Annotated in this window: 16 protein-coding genes and 3 tRNA genes; 14 read left to right on the top strand and 5 right to left on the bottom strand. The window is 33.8% G+C overall.

The window, feature by feature from the left end:
• The first annotated feature begins 113 nt into the window (after nucleotides 1–113).
• The gene (locus tag AC1Q7L_RS07590; RefSeq protein WP_492304935.1) at nucleotides 114–1,838 is read left to right on the top strand and encodes a M14 family metallopeptidase; all 1,725 of its coding nucleotides are present in this window, start codon (nucleotides 114–116) and stop codon (nucleotides 1,836–1,838) included.
• Nucleotides 1,839–1,881: 43 nt separating this feature from the next.
• On the opposite strand, the gene AC1Q7L_RS07585 is transcribed toward AC1Q7L_RS07590, so the two are convergent.
• Complete coding sequence (locus AC1Q7L_RS07585) at nucleotides 1,882–2,763, bottom strand: cupin-like domain-containing protein (RefSeq protein ID WP_410691822.1); 882 nt, start codon at nucleotides 2,761–2,763, stop codon at nucleotides 1,882–1,884.
• Nucleotides 2,764–3,271: 508 nt separating this feature from the next.
• Here AC1Q7L_RS07585 and AC1Q7L_RS07580 point away from each other — a divergent pair.
• Entirely contained in the window at nucleotides 3,272–5,995 is a 2,724-nt protein-coding gene (locus AC1Q7L_RS07580) for a TonB-dependent receptor (RefSeq protein ID WP_492304934.1), read from the top strand.
• Nucleotides 5,996–6,059: 64 nt separating this feature from the next.
• Here the strand turns inward: AC1Q7L_RS07580 and AC1Q7L_RS07575 are convergent, their stop codons facing one another.
• Nucleotides 6,060–6,557: a DinB family protein gene (locus AC1Q7L_RS07575; RefSeq protein WP_492304933.1), complete on the bottom strand. Its 498-nt coding sequence runs from the start codon at nucleotides 6,555–6,557 to the stop codon at nucleotides 6,060–6,062.
• A gap of 191 nt (nucleotides 6,558–6,748) precedes the next feature.
• Here AC1Q7L_RS07575 and AC1Q7L_RS07570 point away from each other — a divergent pair, with 191 nt between their 5' ends.
• From AC1Q7L_RS07570 to AC1Q7L_RS07530, 9 genes are all read left to right on the top strand, one after another.
• On the top strand, nucleotides 6,749–7,693 hold the full coding sequence (locus tag AC1Q7L_RS07570; RefSeq protein WP_492304932.1) for a GLPGLI family protein: 945 nt from the start codon (nucleotides 6,749–6,751) through the stop codon (nucleotides 7,691–7,693).
• Nucleotides 7,694–7,823: 130 nt separating this feature from the next.
• Nucleotides 7,824–8,078 (top strand): FeoA family protein, encoded by a 255-nt coding sequence (locus tag AC1Q7L_RS07565; protein ID WP_082891134.1) that lies wholly within the window; start codon nucleotides 7,824–7,826, stop codon nucleotides 8,076–8,078.
• Entirely contained in the window at nucleotides 8,078–10,111 is a 2,034-nt protein-coding gene (gene feoB / locus AC1Q7L_RS07560) for a ferrous iron transport protein B (RefSeq protein ID WP_492304931.1), read from the top strand. The genes AC1Q7L_RS07565 and feoB overlap by 1 nt, the downstream gene beginning before the upstream one ends.
• 219 nt (nucleotides 10,112–10,330) lie before the next feature.
• Nucleotides 10,331–11,356, top strand: a complete 1,026-nt coding sequence (locus AC1Q7L_RS07555; RefSeq protein WP_492304930.1) for a DUF4421 family protein — start codon at nucleotides 10,331–10,333, stop codon at nucleotides 11,354–11,356.
• Between the two features lie 84 nt (nucleotides 11,357–11,440).
• A complete protein-coding gene (gene dinD, locus AC1Q7L_RS07550; RefSeq protein WP_492304929.1) occupies nucleotides 11,441–12,277 on the top strand; it encodes a DNA damage-inducible protein D in 837 nt (278 codons plus the stop codon).
• Nucleotides 12,278–12,279: 2 nt separating this feature from the next.
• The gene (glmM, locus tag AC1Q7L_RS07545; RefSeq protein WP_492304928.1) at nucleotides 12,280–13,662 is read left to right on the top strand and encodes a phosphoglucosamine mutase; all 1,383 of its coding nucleotides are present in this window, start codon (nucleotides 12,280–12,282) and stop codon (nucleotides 13,660–13,662) included.
• Nucleotides 13,663–13,707: 45 nt separating this feature from the next.
• Nucleotides 13,708–14,286 (top strand): Crp/Fnr family transcriptional regulator, encoded by a 579-nt coding sequence (locus AC1Q7L_RS07540; protein WP_492304927.1) that lies wholly within the window; start codon nucleotides 13,708–13,710, stop codon nucleotides 14,284–14,286.
• Between the two features lie 342 nt (nucleotides 14,287–14,628).
• Nucleotides 14,629–15,600 (top strand): quinone oxidoreductase family protein, encoded by a 972-nt coding sequence (locus tag AC1Q7L_RS07535; RefSeq protein ID WP_492304926.1) that lies wholly within the window; start codon nucleotides 14,629–14,631, stop codon nucleotides 15,598–15,600.
• A 210-nt stretch (nucleotides 15,601–15,810) separates the two neighbouring features.
• A complete protein-coding gene (locus AC1Q7L_RS07530; RefSeq protein ID WP_492304925.1) occupies nucleotides 15,811–17,190 on the top strand; it encodes a tetratricopeptide repeat protein in 1,380 nt (459 codons plus the stop codon).
• Between the two features lie 150 nt (nucleotides 17,191–17,340).
• Here AC1Q7L_RS07530 and AC1Q7L_RS07525 read toward each other — a convergent pair whose 3' ends face one another.
• The 3 genes from AC1Q7L_RS07525 to AC1Q7L_RS07515 form a co-directional block, all read right to left on the bottom strand.
• Nucleotides 17,341–18,225 (bottom strand): DMT family transporter, encoded by an 885-nt coding sequence (locus tag AC1Q7L_RS07525; RefSeq protein ID WP_492304924.1) that lies wholly within the window; start codon nucleotides 18,223–18,225, stop codon nucleotides 17,341–17,343.
• A complete protein-coding gene (gene aat, locus AC1Q7L_RS07520; protein WP_492304923.1) occupies nucleotides 18,212–18,865 on the bottom strand; it encodes a leucyl/phenylalanyl-tRNA--protein transferase in 654 nt (217 codons plus the stop codon). Before aat ends, AC1Q7L_RS07525 begins: the two co-directional genes overlap by 14 nt.
• A 61-nt stretch (nucleotides 18,866–18,926) precedes the next feature.
• Complete coding sequence (locus AC1Q7L_RS07515; protein WP_066754101.1) at nucleotides 18,927–19,304, bottom strand: DUF3127 domain-containing protein; 378 nt, start codon at nucleotides 19,302–19,304, stop codon at nucleotides 18,927–18,929.
• Between the two features lie 179 nt (nucleotides 19,305–19,483).
• Between AC1Q7L_RS07515 and AC1Q7L_RS07510 the strand changes: the two genes are divergently transcribed.
• The 3 genes from AC1Q7L_RS07510 to AC1Q7L_RS07500 all read left to right on the top strand — a co-directional run bounded on the left by AC1Q7L_RS07510 (nucleotide 19,484) and on the right by AC1Q7L_RS07500 (nucleotide 19,740).
• Nucleotides 19,484–19,565: transfer RNA gene (locus tag AC1Q7L_RS07510), tRNA-Leu, on the top strand.
• Between the two features lie 9 nt (nucleotides 19,566–19,574).
• Nucleotides 19,575–19,650 (top strand) — tRNA-Gly (locus AC1Q7L_RS07505).
• A 6-nt stretch (nucleotides 19,651–19,656) separates the two neighbouring features.
• Nucleotides 19,657–19,740: transfer RNA gene (locus tag AC1Q7L_RS07500), tRNA-Leu, on the top strand.
• The last annotated feature ends 139 nt before the right edge of the window (nucleotides 19,741–19,879 follow it).

Below are 19,879 nucleotides of genomic sequence, written 5' to 3'. Positions count from 1 at the left end.
CTCTAATAACTTTGCCTAGATCCCTACGGGATGACAAACAGAGTGGATTAAAATTTCTATGTTTCGAGTTTTACAAAAAGATAAGTAATTTTGAAGTTCGAAATATCACTTCAATGAAACTGCAATATCTGTTATTTTTCTTGAGTTCATCTTTATTTTTAGCACAAACTCAATTTCAAACCCCTTTTGAAAAAGGAAATAGAAATCAAACCGTTACTTATGACGAAATGAATTCCTATTATCAGAATTTAGCTAAAAATTTTAATGAAATTCAATATCTTAAAAAAGGAGAAGACGATAACGGGAAACCAATTTATGTTGTCGTTTACAACCCTTTCCCTGAAAAAGATTTAGATAAATTAAGAAAAGAAAAAGCAATTCTCTTCGTCAACAATGGAATTCATCCCGGCGAACCGGACGGAATTGATGCAACAATGATGTTGATGCGAGATTTAGCAACAAAGAAAATTAAAACACCACAAAATTTTGTGATTGCAGCCATTTCAGCGTACAATGTGAGCGGAATGCTAAACAGAGGTTCATTTTCAAGAGCCAATCAAAACGGACCGGAAGAATATGGTTTTCGTGGAAATGCCCGAAATTATGATTTAAACAGAGATTTCATCAAAGCAGATTCTAAAAATGCCCGAAGCTTTCAGGAAATTTATCAGTGGTTGAAACCTGATGTTTTTATTGATAATCATGTGAGTAATGGAGCGGATTATCGATATACTTTTACATATATCTCAACTTTTAAAGAACGATTGGGAAATGTCTTGGGCGAATATTTTTATAACAATTATCAGGCTAAAAATCTTGATGACCTAAAGAAATTAGGTTACCAAAGTACTCCTTATGTCAACATTCACGGTGATGTTCCGGAGGTTGGTTTTGCTTCTTTTGAGGATTCTCCGAGATATTCTACAGGTTATACGACTTTATTTAATACTTTAGGAACTGTTCCCGAAACACATATGCTGAAACCTTATGACAAAAGGGTGGATGCAACGTACAAATATATGCTCGTTAACCTTCAAAATTTAGATAAAGAGTATAAAAAGATAAAAGAACTTCGAATTGAAAATTTAAAGCAATATCAAGCCGGAAAACAGTACGGAATTCGCTGGAAAATAGATTCTACGAAATATTCTACGATGAATTTTAAAGGATATGAAGGAAAATACAAACCAAGCGGTATTTCCGGGAAGCCAAGATTATTTTATGATAGAAATAAGCCTTTCACAAAGAAAATAAAACTGTTTACAACCGCGGTTCCAACGGGTTATATTACGATTCCAAAATATTATGTGATTCCTCAGTCGCAATATAAAGTGATCGAAGAGTTTAAAAGAAATCAGATTCAAATGAAACCGCTTCAAAAAGACAGCACAATTGCGGTTGAATCTTATAAAATTAATGATTTTAAAACCGTAAAAAATCCTTACGAAGGTCATTATGCCCATTTTGAAACTACAGTTGGTAAATCGAATAGAAAACTTAGTTTTTCTGCCGGAGATTATATCGTTCCAACCAATCAGGATGGGGTAAAATACATTATCGAAACATTAGAGCCCGAAGCATTGGATTCTTTCTTCAACTGGAATTTCTTTGACGGAATTTTAGCGCAAAAAGAATATTATTCAGCCTATATTTTTGAAGATACTGCTGCAGAATTATTGAGAAAAGATAAAGGTTTAAAACAAAAATTTGAAGCTAAAAAAACTTCTGATAAAAAATTTGCTGACGATGGGGAAGCTCAGTTGGATTGGGTGTATAAAAATTCACCTTATTTCGAAGAGAAAACTTTCAGACAATATCCAATTTACAGGATTTTATAATTATAGTAAAAAAGACGTTTCAATTTGAAACGTCTTTATGTTTTTATCTTGGTAAACCTCTTTTTAAAGCCATTTCAGCTCGTTTGATGGCTACTTTTTCTTTCCAGTCCATGTATTTCTTTTTGAAATTGGATTTCATGATGTCGTCAAACTTACGCTGAACCGTAAGATTCCATAAAGAATTTGCTTTTACTGCCCACGATTTGTCCCAAGCTCTCAAAGAAAGGGAGAAACTGCCGTCCAGATACTTCATCCAGTGCCACCAGCCTGTCGGCATAAATAAGGTGTCCCCGTGCTCAAGGTAACAATCAATACCTTCTACACCATCCAAAGCCGGATACTTCTCAAAATCAGGGTTTTCAATGTCATAATCTTCCAAAGCATAGGTTGCGTAAGGAAGTTGATATAATCTTTCTTTCCATTTGTTTTCAAATAGCATGACGTGTTTTCTTCCATTGAAATGAGTATGGAATATATGAGCTAAATCAATGTCAAAATGTAAAAACGTTACAGAACCCTTTCCCCCGAAAAACATCCCCGGATACTTGTCTAAAAAGCCTCCCATAAGTTCTTTTGGCGGAATATATTCTTCAAGCAGTTTGCCTGCGTGTTTTATAGGATCGAAAAAGAAAATTCTAAGATCGGTAGGCTCTCTTTGGATGAGGTCTATATAATCTGCAAATTTCATTTTGGTAGTAGGCGTATTGATGGGAGCTGCAGGATCGGCCTTTTTTGAGTCATAAAGAGGTACTTCAACATCTCCAACCACTTCCTTTACATAATCCATCGTCCATTTTTGATAGGCTGGCCATTTTTTCGCCATGTTTTTTATGACAACGGGCCTCCTTGGTTTTAGATATTTTTCGTAGAAATCTTCTTTAGAAATGTCATCTACAACATCTATAGGCTTTAAAATAATTCCCATTTCTATAAATTTTATATTACAAAATTATTAAATTAAACCGTATCAAGCTGAGTTTAAGTTTTTTTTAATCTATGATTCAAATCATTTTTTTAAATACTTAGAATAAATAAAAAAAAGAATGTTCAAAAAAGCTGTATTCATGGGTGTATTAAAAAGAAATACCCTGTAAAAAGAATTACAGGGCAAAAACACAAATTGATTGAATAAAAATTCATTCGGTACGAATGTATAACATTTATTTTATATGCAAAATGGAGTGAAAGTTAATATTAGTCACTATTCAGTAGAGTTATGCTTTAATTATTATTACAAAAAATTATTATTAATTTAAATATAAATGCCATAAAAGAATATTGTTGAAAGTTTTTTTATTTTAAAAATTTTTCAAAAAAAAATTATCACTATGTTTGTAGTGATAATAGAGGTTTAACTTTTCCTATTAAAATTCATCTTTATAGAAGTGTAACAAAAAACGGTAACCATTAACTAATTAATCAAATAATAAATTATGAAAAAGAATGTTTCCTTATTTCTGATGCTTTTTTTCTCAGTGCTTACGTTTGCCCAGAAAACAGTTTCGGGGAAAATAACGGATGAAGACGGCATTGCAATTCCAAGTGCAAGTGTAACGGTGGAGGAACCCGGAAAAGATGCCATTTTAGCCTACGGAATTACCAATTCCAAGGGTGAATATAAGGTAACGTTCACTTCTGCTGAGGCTAATGTAGATCTTAAAGTGAAAGCTTTTAATCAAAAACCATTAACAAAGCAGATCGTAAACAATGACCAGACTTTAACCTTTAAAATGCAGTCTGAAGCTACAGAAATAAAGGAAGTACAGCTTAAAACCAAAATGATCACATCGAGAGGTGATACCATTGCTTATGATCTTAAAGCATTCGACAGTAAAAGTGACAGAACTTTGGCTGATGTAATGAGAAAAATTCCAGGAATTGAAGTCAATACAGACGGAACAATTCTTTATCAGGGAAATGCGATCAATAAATTCTATGTTAACGGAAAAGATTTAATGGAAGGCGGTTACGGAACCATCAACAACTCGCTTCCAAAAGATGCCGTACAGAAAGTTGAAGTTCTTGAAAATCACCAGCCTGTAAAAATTCTTCAGGATAAAGTTCCTTCCGATGCAGCAGCCATCAATATTAAACTAAAAAACTCGGTTACCATGACTGGTAGAGGAGAAGTAGGAACAGGATTTGGAGATCCTTGGCTTTGGAATGTGAAATTAACCCCAATGTTTTTTGGACAAAAAAGCCAATGGGTAGTTAATTACAAGACCAACAACATGGGTGAGCAGGTGGAAAATGAAGGGAATATTCTTGCTTTCGGAAGTGGATGGGAAGGTAGAAGAATAAATGCAGCTCAAAATGATTGGTTAAATGTAGAAACTGCAAGTACTCCAAATACACCAGTAAAAAGATATTTAATGAATAATGTTCATTATTTATCTGCGAATTATCTTACAAATATTGATGATAAAAAAGAATGGGAGCTAAAAGCTAACGCAAACTATACAAATAATGCTGTTGAAAGAGAAGACTATAGAGAAACGACTTACCAAACAGGGAATCTTGCAGGATCTAAAGTTATTAATAGCACAAGAAATGACTTTTATACAGATAAGGTAAAAGGAGAATTAATTTTTACTAAAAATGCGAAAAAAGGTTTCTTTAAAAATACAACAAGTTTCAGCCAATTCTGGAATGCCGATAGAGCTTTAGCTGTAAGAGAGGGTAGAACAGGAAATCAATCTGTAGAGTCACCAACTTCATCATTTCAAAACTCATTGAGTACAATTATCCCTTGGAAAGAAAAGATGGTGAATTTTAAATCATTCATTAATTATCAGGATGACAGGCAGACTCTTCAGGTTTCTCCGGCTAACTACATGCAGATTCCTTACAGAGTAAGTGCAGATTCCGTAGGGAGAATTAATTTTGCTGCTGGCTCAATCGCTGAACAAAGATTCAGACTTAAAACTTTGGATACTTCTCACTCTGCAAACATTAGTTTTTCAACAAAAGGCTGGATGTTTACTCCGCAAGTAGGATTTGATTTTTCAACAGATAAATTAGATACAAATTTTGATGGATTAGCAACTCCTGCAAATCCGGGAGATACACAGCCAGATTTTAACAGCCCAGCTTATGAAAATAGTTTGAAATTTACAGAAATTAATCCAAATGCTTCATTAGGTGTTAATTATAAATCAGATGCTTGGAGTTTATTTGCAAACTTTCCGGTAAATTTTAATAATATTAAAGCGGAAGATGATTTGAGAGGGGTTTCAAAATCTTTAAATAAAACAACATTTACTCCAAATGTTTTTGCACAATATACATTTGCATCTTTCTGGAAAGCAAGCGTGAATGGAAATATCAGCAATAATTTCGGAGATATAAAATCTGCTTATGCCGGATATATGTTATTATCTCCAACAGGATTTAATGTGATGGATCCAAATAATCCGATTCCACAAACAACAACATCGAGTGCAGGTTCAAGAATAGAGTACAGAAACCCTTTAAATAATTTATTTTTTAATGTAAACTATTCATTAAGTGATAGTAAGAGAAACCTTATCTCTAATCCTATCCTTGATGCTACAACTGGGTTTACATTAATGCAATATAAGGAGCAGGAAAATCATGCAAAAAGTAACAGATTTGGTGTAGAAGTAGGAAAATATTTCCCTAAGTTTAAAACAAACGCATCTTTAAGCTATGGTAATACAGCAACAAAATCAGATGCTTTCTTAGATAATGAGCAATTTGAGAATAAAAACAATTCTCAGACATATGGTTTCAAAATTAATAATTCCTATTTTGAGTGGATGAGTTTAGATTATAACGGAAGTATCTCAAGAACTAAGCAAGACAGCCGTGGAGGAAGGTTAGGAATAAATGAAGGTTATAATCACAATTTGGCAGTATTTTTCTACCCAATTGAAAATCATACGATAGGATTTAACTGGGATCAGGTAAATACAAGTAATGGTACTAATAAATACAACAACCCGTTCTTTGATGTATCATATCAGTTTTCTTGGGCAAAAAAGAAAATTGATTTTGAATTAAAGTGGATGAATGTAGGAAACCGAAGAGTTTTTGAAACATATGATCTAGATGGTCAGTTTAACGCACTCACATATACAAGAATCCAGCTTCGCCCAAGCCAAGTCATGTTCACCGTAAAATTCAACTTTAAATAAAAAATAAAAACCAATCTCACTGAGGTTGGTTTTTTTATGATCATTTAATTCAAATCCCGAAACTTTAAAACCCCTGATGATCTGCAGAAGGACCATAGCTTCCCGGAAGCGGAATGTCATTTAATCTGTAATAAACTCCCAGTTGCGCCCTGTGATGCGTAATTTGGTTTAAAGAATGGCGGATCGAACCATATTTTGTCCATTTTGCCAATTCTTCCCCATTGTTTTTTAAAGCCCATGTTGAAGTCAGGTCATCTTCTTTTGCATTATCAATTGCTTCGATACTGGATTTGTAATTTTCATCAAGCTTTTGCAGCAAATCCTCTTTTGTAGAAAGTTTTGTAGGTCGATAATCTGTATTTGCAAAATCCAGATCAGAGGTTTTCAGCATTGTATCTGCCCAGCCGAAGACTTCTACAATATGTGTGGCAAGATGGGTCATGCTCATACTTTTTTCGTGTGGTTTGTAATCATTTTTGTCTTCAGGATAAACTTCGAAAAAGTTTTTGGTTGTCTGGTACTCGGCTCCGAGCTCATCTTTAAATTGTGCTAATGTGTCCATACTATTTTGTTTTTTAGGTAAATTAAAGGTAAGATTTTTAGTGATTTTAATGTTGTAATGAAATCATAAATTTTAAAAATATCGCTTATAATCTATTTTAAATCAATTGTATAAACGAGTTGGTGAAATAAATTCAAAAAAAATATGTAACAAAAATGTACAAGTGCTAACTAATTAATAAACATTTTACAATGAAAAAGTTCTTTTCAGTATTTTTTATCGCTCTAGTTACTTTTGCGAGCGCTCAGGAAAAAGATTCTAAGGAAACAGCCAACCGTTTCTTTTATGAATTAACATTTAAGCCTAAAAAAGATTCTACAAAAACAGATAAGGTAATTACCATTTTGGATATTACAGATAAAAACAGATCTATTTATCAGGATTATACGGTAATTGCTCAGGATTCTATCATGAAAATAGAAATTGAAGCAATGCAAAAAGCCGGAATTATGAAAGATTTATCTAAAACTCTTAAAACGCCGAAAATTTCTGCAAGGATTTATAAAATTTATCCAAGTATGAAAATTCAGTATGTAGACAAGATCGCAAACGGATTTACGCCTGCTAATATCGGTTATGATGAAAACTTGAAACTTAACTGGAAAATTGAAAACGAAAAACAAAAAATAGGAGCATACAATACTCAAAAAGCAACTACTGAATTCGGTGGAAAACAATGGACAGCTTGGTTTAGTGCAGATTTACCTTTTCAGGACGGGCCTTATAAATTTTACGGACTTCCTGGTCTGATTGTAAAAATTGAAGATGCTGGAAAAAACTATTCTTGGGTTTTACAGGGAAACAAAAAAGTAAAAGACTATACAGAATACTCTTATATTGAAAATCTAATGCAGGCTAAAGGAGGAAAAGTAAATGTTCTGTCAAGAGAAAAGTTTGAAAAAACATTTAATGATTTCAAGAAAGATCCTTTTGCAACGGTAAGACCAATGATGACGCAGGAAATGATGTCTAAATCTATCCCGGGAATGGACGGAACAATCGGAGACATGATGAAGAAACAGGAAAAGCAGTATAAAGACTTCTATAACGCAAACGACAATCCTATTGAGCCAGAATATGGTAAATTAAATGTTGGAACAGTCGAAAAAGTAGGAAAAGAAAAAGATTCAAAATAGCATTCATATCAACTAAATTATATCTGATAAACCCAAGTGTAGCAATACGTTTGGGTTTATTTTTTTAACGAAATACGTTATTTAGATTAAATTTAAATAGCGTATATTTGCATTTACAAAACGTCAGGCTTTGAAAGAGAAGGGTTTACATAAATTGAGCGGATTTCCTAAAAATAAAATGGGAAAGATTCTGGGGTATGATGATGATCAAATGAAGATGCCGAGTAAGATCATAGAAATGGGTCTATTGCCGGAAACAGCCTTCAGAATATTGTATCAGGCTCCTTTTAGTGGTCCTATGTATGTGGAATTTGGAGAAGAAAAAAGCCGAATTGCTCTTCGTGAAGAAGAAGGCAGTTTTATCATTGTTGAAGAATTGAATTGATGCAGGATACTCAAAAAAAACAGGTACTTTTAGTCGGAAATCCTAATGTAGGAAAGTCAACGGTTTTCAATACGCTTTGCAACAAAAAACAGAAAACCGGGAATTATGCTGGTGTTACCGTAGCAAGCCATTCAGGGAATTATGTCTATAAGAATGAAGAGGTTGAGGTAGTTGATTTACCGGGTTCATACAGTATTTATCCAAGCTCAGAAGACGAGGCTATTTTTTCTAAATTTCTTATTGATGAGCAGAAAAATTACGCTGGAGTTATTTATATTCTTGAAGCTTTAAGTTTAAAAAGAGGACTTTTGCTTTTTCAGCAGATTCAGGATCTGGGAGTTCCGATGATTTTGGTGGTTAACCAGATCGATCAGGCAGAAAGAAGAGGAATTACAATTGATATTCAGAAATTTTCCGATGCATTAGGAATTAAAATCATCCAAACTAATGCAAAAGAGCAAATTGGAATTGAAGAAATAAAAGAAGCTGTTTTAAACAACGAATTTTTAAAAACAGAAAAAACTTCTTTCGAAATACCAAGCCAGCATAAGGATTTTATTCAAAAGCTATCGTCAGACAAAGGTCTTGATAACGAGTATAAAGCTTGGATATCAATATCTTCAGGCGTTGAGTTGGATAAAATAGAATCCATGAAGAAAGGATTGAGCGATTCTGAGGCTAAAAATTTGGTTCCTAAAAGATTACAGGTTCAGGAAACGGTTAGAAGATATCAGAATGTTGATAAGATTTTGGCTAATGTAATTTCAAAAAGACCTCAGTTCAAAGAATTATTAACGGAGAGATTGGATAAAGTTCTTGTTCATAAATTTTGGGGATATGTTGTTTTCTTATTGATTTTATTGATCATTTTCCAAAGCGTTTTCTTCTTGGCAGAATATCCGATGAACTGGATCGATAATTTCTTCGCTTGGCTCTCAGCTTTCACAGGAGAACATCTTCCGGAAGGGCCACTAAATTCATTAATTTCAAACGGAATTATTCCTGGCTTAGGCGGAATCATGGTTTTCGCTCCACAAATCGGGATTTTATTATATTTCCTCTATTTATTGGAGGATTCAGGATATATGGCGAGAGTTATTTTCTTGATGGATAGGTTTTTACGACCTTTTGGATTAAACGGAAAAAGTATCGTTCCATTAGTTTCCGGAACGGCTTGTGCGATTCCTGCGGTGATTTCAACAAGAAATATAGAGAACTTAAAAGAAAGGTTATTAACCATCTTGGTAACGCCTTTCATGACATGTTCTGCGAGACTTCCGGTTTACAGTATCATTATCGGTTTAATTATTTCAGACGGAACTTTCTTCGGAATTCAATATAAAGCATTGGTTTTGTTGGGAATGTATCTTTTAGGATTTATGGTGGCATTACTTTCGGCTGCAATTCTTAAAGGTTTCATTAAAAATCAAGGAAAAACATACTTGGTAATGGATTTACCAACCTATAAAAAGCCACTTTTCGGATACGATTTTAAAATGGTTTTAGGTAAAGTTTGGGAATTTATAACCGGAGCCGGAAAGATCATCTTTATTGTAAGTATTATTATCTGGTTTTTAAGTTATTTCGGCCCAAAACAAAGGCCTAACGAAGTGGTGGCAACGAATGTTAAGCTTGATCATTCTTATTTGGCAAAAATGGGAAAAGCGATCGAGCCAGCCATTGCGCCACTAGGTTACGACTGGAAAATGGGAGTTGGGATTATCACAAGTTTCGTGGCAAGAGAAGTTTTCGTTGGAACAATGTCAACATTGTACAGCTTGGACGACGATGCTCCGGAAGGAAAAGTGATTGATAAAATGAGACACGATGTAAAACCCAACGGCGAAAAAGTATTCAATTTTGCGACGGGTGTTTCCGTGCTTTTATTTTACGCATTTGCAATGCAGTGTGTTTCTACACTTGCAGTAGTTTACAGAGAAACCAAAAGCTGGAAATGGACTGGCTTTCAGGTGGTAATGATGACAGGTTTGGCATACTTTGTGTCGATGATAGCATATCAAATATTAAAATAATGGATTCTTCATTAATTTTTCAATATGTAATTGTCTTTCTTGTAGTTGCGTTCGCGTGCTATTCTTTATTTAAGATTCTGAGAAAGAATTTTGCACCAAAAAAATTCAGTTCAAAAAGAACAGGTTGTGACAAAGATTGTGGCTGCTCTTAAATTCGTTTTAACATAATAAATTAAGAAAATTGTTGTAATTTTCATCCAGAATAAAAACATTTCTGATTTGAAAAAAACAACACACTTCCTGCTATGTTGTCTTTTAGGATTTTTTGCAAATGCTCAAAAACAGACAGACAGTACCAAAATCATTTCCTACGAAGATCAGGTGATGATAAGACTGAATTTTGATACCAATATTGAAGATTACGTTGCTGTTTACAAAGGCGAGGAATTTCCCAAAACCAAACTTTCTATTAATAATAAAATCAATACTTCATTTTCTATTGATTACAAGATGATAAGTGCTACATTTTCATTCGCTCCCAATTTTATTCCTGGAAATAATGACAATCATTTGAAGGGTGAAAGTTCGTATTCCGATATTAGATTCAGGTTTTTTCCTAAAAGTTTTATTCAGACTGTTTATTATAAAAATTCAAAGGGTTTTTATCTGAAAAATATGCAGGATTTCGATCCCGATTGGCAAAAGGGAAAAGATCCTTATTTACAGCTTCCCGATTTAAGGATTCAAAGCTTTGGCGGAATTACCGCTTATTCTTTTAATAAAGATTTTTCATTAAAAAGTATCTATTATCAAAGAGAATGGCAGAAAGAAAGTAGCGGAAGTTTTGTTCCTGCTTTAGAATATGATCTTACTTTTTTTAAAGATAAAGATATTGATAATCTCAAAAGTGTAGAAACACAGTTTAATCTCGGAGCGAATCTTGCTTATTATTACAATTGGGTCGTTACAAAAAATGTCAATATTTCACCTTTTGCATTTGCAGGAGTTGGTGGAAAATGGTCAAGTTATCAGGAAGACCTTGAAAATGGTTCAAAATCAGATAAAGAAAAGAATAAATATTTCACTAAGAAATTCGGTGGCGGAATTCACATAGGTTACAACTCAGACAGATTCTTGTTTGGAGGAAAGCTTAATCTAATGTCATATAATTACAAGCAGGATTCTGATTCTCGAATTCAAAACAATAATACTTACGGATTGATCTATGTAGGATATCGTTTTGCTCCTCCAAAAGTTGTGAAAAACAGTTACGATAGAATCCAAAAGAAGGTTCCGATTTTATAAGTATCTTTGCTGCGAAATTCAAATAAAAATTAATTATAGAATTCAATTTTTATTTATTTTTGTGAAAAATACATCACAATTGAAATGAAAAAAGAATTAATAGAAGAGCTCTTTTTAAAATTTGAAAATGCCTCACATTTATATAAAGATATTGAATGTTGGAGCGCTAGAGATTTACAGGAAATTCTCAACTATACAAAATGGGATAACTTTTTAAAGGTTATTGAAAAAGCTAAAAAATCTTGTGAAAATGCAGGAGGAAGCATCTCTGATCATTTTGCCGATATCGGGAAAATGATAGATCTAGCAAAAGGAGCTCAAAGAGAAATATCTGATATAGCTTTAACTCGTTATGGTTGTTATTTAGTTGCTCAAAATGGGGATAGCTCAAAAAGTGAAATAGCTTTTGCTCAAACTTATTTTGCTGTTCAGACAAGAAAACAAGAGATTATTGAAAAGAGATTGTTGGATGTTGAAAGAGTAACTGCAAGAGAAAAATTATCAAAAACAGAAAAGAAACTCTCAGGAATTATTTATGAAAGAGGTGTTGATGAAAAAAGTTTTTCAATAATTCGTTCTAAAGGTGACCAAGCTTTATTCGGTGGTTTCACTACAAACGATATGAAAAAAAGAATGGGTATTCCACAAACACGACCATTGGCTGATTTTCTTCCTACACTAACAATTAAAGCAAAAGATTTCGCAACTGAATTAACAAGTCATAATGTTGTTGAAAAAGATTTAAATGGTGATTCTCAAATTACCAATGAACATATTGAAAACAATTTAGCGGTAAGAAAAATCTTAGGAGAAAGAGGAATAAAACCAGAAAACCTTCCCGCTTTAGAAGATATTAAAAAGGTTCAACGAAAGTTGGACGGTGATGAAAAGAAAATTTTAAAACAAACTAAGAAAAAATAGGAATGTCATTAATAAAAAGTATTTCAGGAATCCGAGGAACAATTGGCGGAAAAGTAAATGATAATTTAACACCGCTTGATGTGGTTAAATTTGCTTCCGCGTTCGGAACTTGGCTTCAAAATAATAAGAATAAAAAAGATTTAACTTTAATCATTGGCCGTGATGCAAGAATATCTGGGTTAATGGTTAATTCATTGGTTACAGCAACTTTACAAGGGTTAGGAATCAACGTGATTGATCTTGGACTTTCTACAACGCCAACCGTTGAGATCATGGTTCCTGAGTTGAATGCAGACGGAGGAATTATCCTTACCGCTTCTCACAACCCAAAACAATGGAATGCCCTTAAATTATTAAACGAAAAAGGAGAATTCATCACAGGAGAAAACGGAGCTGAAGTGTTGGCTTTGGCAGAAAGTGAAGACTTTAATTATGCTGAAGTTGATGATTTAGGAAAATATGAAACAAGAGATGATGCTTTTGATATTCATATTCAGCAGATTTTGGATTTGCCGATGGTAGATGTAGAAGCTATTAAAGCTAAGAAATTTAAGGTGGTTTTAGATGCAGTAAATTCTACGGGAGGTATTGCGATTCCGATGCTTTTAGATAAGTTAGGTTGTGAAACCGTTAAATTATATTGTGAACCAAACGGACAGTTTCCACACAATCCTGAACCGTTGAAAGAACATTTAGGAGACATCTGTGAATTGATTAAAAAAGAAGGTGCCGACGTTGGAGTTGTTGTAGATCCTGATGTTGACAGATTAGCTTTAATCGATGAAAAAGGTGAAATGTTCGGCGAAGAATACACATTGGTTGCCGTTGCAGATTATTTATTGAAAAATAAAAATGGTGTAGCAATTTCAAACCTTTCTTCAAGCCGTGCGTTGAGAGATGTTGCGCAGAGCCACAATTCAGAATATTTTGCAAGTGCTGTCGGAGAAGTGAATGTTGTTACTTTAATGAAGGAGAAAAATGCCGTAATCGGAGGGGAAGGAAATGGAGGAATTATCTATCCAGATCTACATTACGGAAGAGATTCTTTGGTAGGTGTTGCTTTATTTTTAACTCATTTAGCAAAAGAAAATAAGACTGTTTCTAAACTAAGAGCAGGATATCCAAGTTATTTCATGGGTAAAAAGAAAATCGAATTGACTCCTGAAATCAATGTAGACGATATTTTATCTAAAATGGAAAAAGAATATCAAAACGAAAATGTTTCTACGATTGATGGAGTAAAAATAGACTTTGAAAACAATTGGGTTCACCTTCGTAAATCGAATACAGAACCGATTATCAGAATTTATACAGAAGCTAAATCTCAGGAAGAAGCTGACAAATTAGGAGATGATATCATCGCAAAAATCAAAAGTTTGATTTAATAAAATTATAAGAACGAGGCTTTTGGTCTCGTTCTTTTTTACAACATGTTCGAACATCTACAAAACAGATTTTCTTTCCCAAAAGATACTTGGGGAAAATACAGAAAGAATTTCACTCGAATCGAAGTTCCGGCTAAAACAATTCTGTTAACAGAAGGTGAAATTTCATTAAATGCCTATTTTATTGAAAAAGGGATTGTAAGAGCTTGGTACAATAATGACGGAAAAGATATTACTTTTCAGTTTTTCATGGAAAATACGATGTTTTCTTCGCTGGAAAGCTTCCGAAAAGGATTGCCGAGTATGGTTTCATTTGAATCAATTGAACCTTGTATTTTGTGGCAAATCGATAAACCGACCGGCGATAAAATTTTGGAAGAAGTTTACGAAGATCCAAAGTTGAGAAGTGAATTTATGGATTCTGTTTTCGAAAGAGTTTTTGATTATATGAAACACTTTTTCTCGTTTATTAAAGAAAGTCCGCAAGAACGATATCTCAATCTTTGTAAAGAAAAACCGGATATTATTAAAAGAGTTCCGCAACATTATATTGCTTCTTATTTAGGCATCACAACCGTTCATCTGAGCAGAATTAAAAGCAAGATTTTGAAAGACAGGCTTTGAAAGGCTGAAGATGGAAGTTTCTTTGCGACTGCATATAATTGAATCAATAAAGAACTTTTTCATTTTTAAACGCAAGGTTTTAATTTAAAAATAAAACATATCTAAGTGAGCAAAGAAGAATCAACAAGTTGATTTGATGAAGCGATGTTTTCAAGCTTCGCGAAGCAAATTTATTTGCCTTTGTCCTCTAAAAATAACACACAAAGAAGTGTAATCTTTGCGTCAAAAAAGTTATTTTCTAAATCTTCCACCTCCAAGCATCCAACTTCCATTTCAACTGATAACAAATGTTATTGCTTCCCGAAACGCTTTCATAATAAATTTGTATTCAAATTAAACATAATGAAAGCAGCAATAGTATTTGAAAAAGGAGGAATTCCACAATACGCAGATTTCCCAGATCCTGAAGTAAGTTCTGAAAACGAACAACTGATATCCGTAAAAGCAGCATCTATCAAACATTTGGATAGAGCAAGAGCAAGCGGAACCCATTATTCAACCGAAAATGAAGAGCATCAACCAAAACTTATCGGAAGCGATGGAGTAGGATTGCTTGAAAATGGAGAGAAAGTATATTTTTTCAGTAAAAAAGGAACCGTAGCAGAAAAAGCAGTCGCAGATAAAAAATTTATCGTTCCAATTCCTGATGGGTTGGATTTTTCTACAGCCGCAGCCTTACCAAATGCTGTTATGGGTTCTGCAATGGGACTCAAATTCAAAACAAAACTAAAAGCAGGAGAAACTGTTTTAATCAACGGAGCAACAGGAATTACCGGAAAAGTAGCGATTCAGGTTGCTAAATTATTGGGGGCTAAAAAAGTAATTGTTACCGGAAGAAATCAAGAAGTTTTGGAGTCTCTTTATGATCTTGGAGCTGATGAAGTTGTTTCTTTACAATTAAATGACGAAGATTTTAAGCAAAAAATAAAAGAAATTCATATAGAAACCCCAATTGATGTTGTGTTGGATTACATTTGGGGACATTCTGTAGAACTTCTATTGTCTGCATTGAAGGGAGATGGAAATTTTTCACACAAAACAAGATTGGTCTCGGTTGGAGGAATGAGTGGTGACACGATTCAATTATCATCACAGATTTTAAGAGGAACAGATATTCAGATTTCCGGTTCCGGATTGGGAAGCTGGTCGCCAGAGGAGTTTAAACTTTTGTTAACAGAAATCATTCCCGAAATGTTCCAGGCCGCAGCAGAGGGAAATTTAAAAATAGATACAGAAACAGTTTATTTAAAAGATATTGAAACCGTTTGGGAGAACGAAATCAGTAGCAGAAAAAGGTTGGTTATATTAATTTAGTGATAACTCCTGTTTATTTATCCACAATTCTTTCATCTTCGTATTCTTTTCACTATCTTTAGTATAGAAATTTACGAAAATGTATGTCGAAAAAAATTCGCAACTTTGCATACATTTTGAAATAGTAAATTTCAGAAGTAATATTAATTTAAGAAGTTTGTCGATGTTTGCAAGTAAATTCAGACGTTGGGCCGACGATAAGACACGCTATTGGAAGAATACTTTGGAAATGAACTTGTGAAAAAGTTCGAAGAAATGATGGAAAATAATGATGAATTCTACTTTGATACAGAAGAGTTAGAAGATATTATTGTTTATTATCTGGAGTTAGGCGACTTTAATTATGCTGATAATGCAGTGAATTATGGACTTAAACTTCATCCCAATTCTTTGGACATCAAGATTAAAAAACTTGAAGTTCTTTTAGAATGGGAAGAGTATAATGCTGCGAAAGAGCTTATCGATGAGTTGAAGGCTTCATCTATGGAGAATACAGACTTTTTGGTTTGCTATGCAAAGTATTATTCGAATTTAGGAAACCCTAAAAGATCCATTGAAATTTGTAAAAAAGCATTAGAATTAAAAGAAGAAGAGAATTTTCTTCACAATTTTATTGCAGATGAATATGTGAATTTAGGAGACCCTTTTAACGCTCTTAAACATTACAAAAAAGCATTGAAAGAAGACCCAACGGATGAATATCCTTTGGAAAACGCGATGATTTGCTTTAGTGAATTGAATAAGAGTGAGGAGGCAATTGCCTTTCTGAATGAATATTTAGATGATTTTGCCTATTCTGAAACCGCTTGGTTTGAATACGGACAGTTCTATTTCAATAGAAAGAATTATGATGAAGCCATAAAAGGATTTGATTACTTATTGGCGATCAATTCAACTGCTGTTGGAGTATATGCCAATAAAGCAGCTTGTTATGAAGCTTTAGGACAATATAAAAAATCAATTGAAATTTACGAGGAAATGCTCGAGTTGGAATATACGAAAGCGTTCACTTTTTATAAAATTGGTTTGTGTTATAAAGCATTGAAACAACCGGTTATGGCGTTGAATTCATTCCAAAGATCGCTGAGAGAAGATCCTCAGTTTTATCTTTCTATGATGGAGCAGTCGTATTTATACGAAGAAATGGGCGGAATGTCGGAAGCGTTGCATTTTGCAACAGAAGCAACTCATTTGAATGAAAATAGTCTTGATTATCAAAAAAGATTAGCCTTTTTATTAATTGATTCAGGGAAATTTGAAGAAAGTCTTGTTTGTCTGAAAAAATTGGTTGAAGCAGAACCCTCAAGATTTTATAACTGGTATGCTTATTCTGAAGTATTGATGCTTCTGGGAGAGTACGATGAGACGGTTACACTTTTGACCGCTGCTGTAATTTTACATAACAGAGCAGAATTGTATTATCAGTTAAGCAACTGTTATTTCATCCTTAAAAACCAGGAAAAAGGAATTGAATCTCTTCAGTTGGCATTGAGCCTAGATCCTACTCTTGCTCCGGATATGCAGAAAAAATATCCTTACATTAAAGATGAGGTGAAAAAGGCAAAAGCTAAAGTGAGAAAGAAAAATTAGAAAAGTAGGAAGCTGGATGATTGAAGCTGGAAGTTATAAACTTGCATTAAAAATCAATAAGGTTATTCTTAACTAAACTTTATTCTTAAAATATATCTTAATGGTTTAAAATATTAAGATTAAAATAAAAATCCTGCAGCAATGCGGGATTTATTTTTTTATAGCAGGTTTAGCCCTTAAAAAGATCAATCCGGCAATAATGATACTTGCGCCTACAAATTGTAAAACAGTTAATTTTTCACCATCTAAAATACCCCAAATGATAGCAACGATAGGCATTAACAAAGTTACTGTTGATGCAAAAAGGGGAGTTGATACTTTTAGTAATCTGTAATTCATTGTCATTGCCAACCCTGTCCCAAAGACGGATAATAAGCTGACAAACATCAATCCTGTTAAATTATCTTTCGAAAAATTAAATTCAGAAAAGAATCCTGTAAAGCTTAAAGCAACTAATGACGGAAAAAATAAAACAAAAGAAAATACAAAAGCGGATAATATGGTGGAAGAAACTTCCATAAGTTTAGACTTTACCGTTGTTGTACTCACGGCGTAACATAAAGTTGCCAATAAAAGTAGCAGAATCGGGATAAGCTTAAAAGTTGTACCGTCACCACCGCCAAAAGCGAGTAAACAAACTCCTGCAAAGCTAATAAACACGCCAATTATTTGCTGTTTTGTGGTTTCGAACTTCCAGACCAATGCCCCAACAATAATCACAAAAATAGGCATCATTGAATTGATGATTCCTGCAATACTGCTGCTGACTTCCGTTTCCGCAATGGGAAATAGAAACATTGGGATAAAGTTACCCGTAAATGCGGCTAAAATTAACCACTTTAAATGTTTTTTAGGAAATAATTTATATTTTGAGATGGCGATCGGCATTAAAATAATTCCGGCAATAAGAACCCTCAATGCTCCCACTTCAAAAGGATTGAAATGTTCTAAAGATTTTTTAATTAAAATAAAAGATGATCCCCAGATAAGACTGAGTATGGCTAAAAGAATCCATTTTTCTTTATCTGCGTTCATTGTTTTTGTGTAAAATTTTTAAAAATTCTTTTTTAGAAATCATTTTGGCACCTAAGCTTTCCAAATGGTCTGTATGAGATTGACAGTCAATTACATCAAGACTTTTTTTATGAGTCTCAACAAAATGGATAAACCCTGCTTTTGAAGCATTACTTACTTTCGCAAACATACTTTCTCCACAAAAAACGTTGCCAATTTGTAGTCCGTAAAATCCGCCAACCAGTTCTCCGTCCTGCCAAACTTCGATGCTTTTTGCCAATCCGTATTCGTGAAGCTGTATAAAAGATTCCATCAATTCGTCCGAAAGCCACGTTCCAGATTGTCCTTTTCGGCTAATTTCCTGACAGCTTTTAATGACTTCTCTGAAATTTTGGTTTTCTGTGAAGGTAAAAACATTACGATCCAGAATTTTTCTCATGGATTTTGAGACTTTCAATTCATCAGGAAACAAAACAAATCTCGGATCCGGGCACCACCAAAGGATTTCCTCATCCGGATTATACCACGGAAAAATCCCCAGTTGGTAGGCAAACCATATGCGTTCTATAGATAAGTCGCCACCAAAAGCAATAATTCCGTCATGGCCATGATACAGCTCAGGATCGGGGAATGAAATCTCGTTTTCGTCTAATCGAACCATTTTTTGTGAAAAAAAATCCCACTTGATAAAGCAGGATTTATATTTGATCGTTATCTTTTAATTAAAAAGGTAAATCATCGTCTTCGTCTCCAGCAAATGGATTCTCATTAGAAACCGGAGATGCAGATTGTGATGGTGAAGCCTGAGTTGGCTCAGAACCATTGTCCATAACTTTCTCAATTTTCCAACCTGTAATAGAGTTGAAATATTTAGTTTCACCTTGAGGAGAAGTCCATTCTCTTCCTCTAATGTTGATTCCCACCTTTACATTTTCTCCTTCCTTAAGATTGTCTAGTAAATTTATCTTATCTGATAAAAATTCTATGTTTATCGGCTGTGGATACTGCTCTTGCGTCAAAATAACCATTTCTCTTTTCTGAAAACCGCTCGCAAACGTCTGAGCATCAAAAAGTTTCTTTACCGTTCCTTGTAATTCCATATTGTAAATATTAACGATGTAAAAGTAATAAAATCAATCGTAATAAGTGCTACGAGAGAAAAAAAATGTAAAAAATTTAATTTTTTTTTCTGAAAAGTTTGGAAGTAAAGGAAAATGTCCTATATTTGCACTCACAAAAACGAAACAAGCTCTTTAAAAATATAACTTAACAAAACAATGCGGATGTGGTGTAATTGGTAGCCACGCCAGACTTAGGATCTGGTGCCGTGAGGCGTGGGGGTTCGAGTCCCTTCATCCGCACATAGTTTTGCGAAAATAGCTCAGCTGGTAGAGCACAACCTTGCCAAGGTTGGGGTCGCGGGTTCGAATCCCGTTTTTCGCTCCACTCCATGCCCTGGTGGTGGAACTGGTAGACACGCAGGACTTAAAATCCTGTGTTCGTAAGAACGTGCGGGTTCAAGTCCCGCCCGGGGTACTAAAACCCTCTGTAATTTTATTACGGAGGGTTTTTTATTTTAGTACCTTATCATAATGTCTTTTTTGATATTATTCAATCTCATTTTTTTCTAAATTTTTGATTTAAGATTTCTTTTAATAATCCTTAATAATTTTAA

The organism is Chryseobacterium sp. GW823-FHT05E08, from assembly GCF_058795655.1.
Note: the sequence above shows the minus strand (reverse complement) of the source record. Positions and strands in the feature narration are given on the sequence as shown.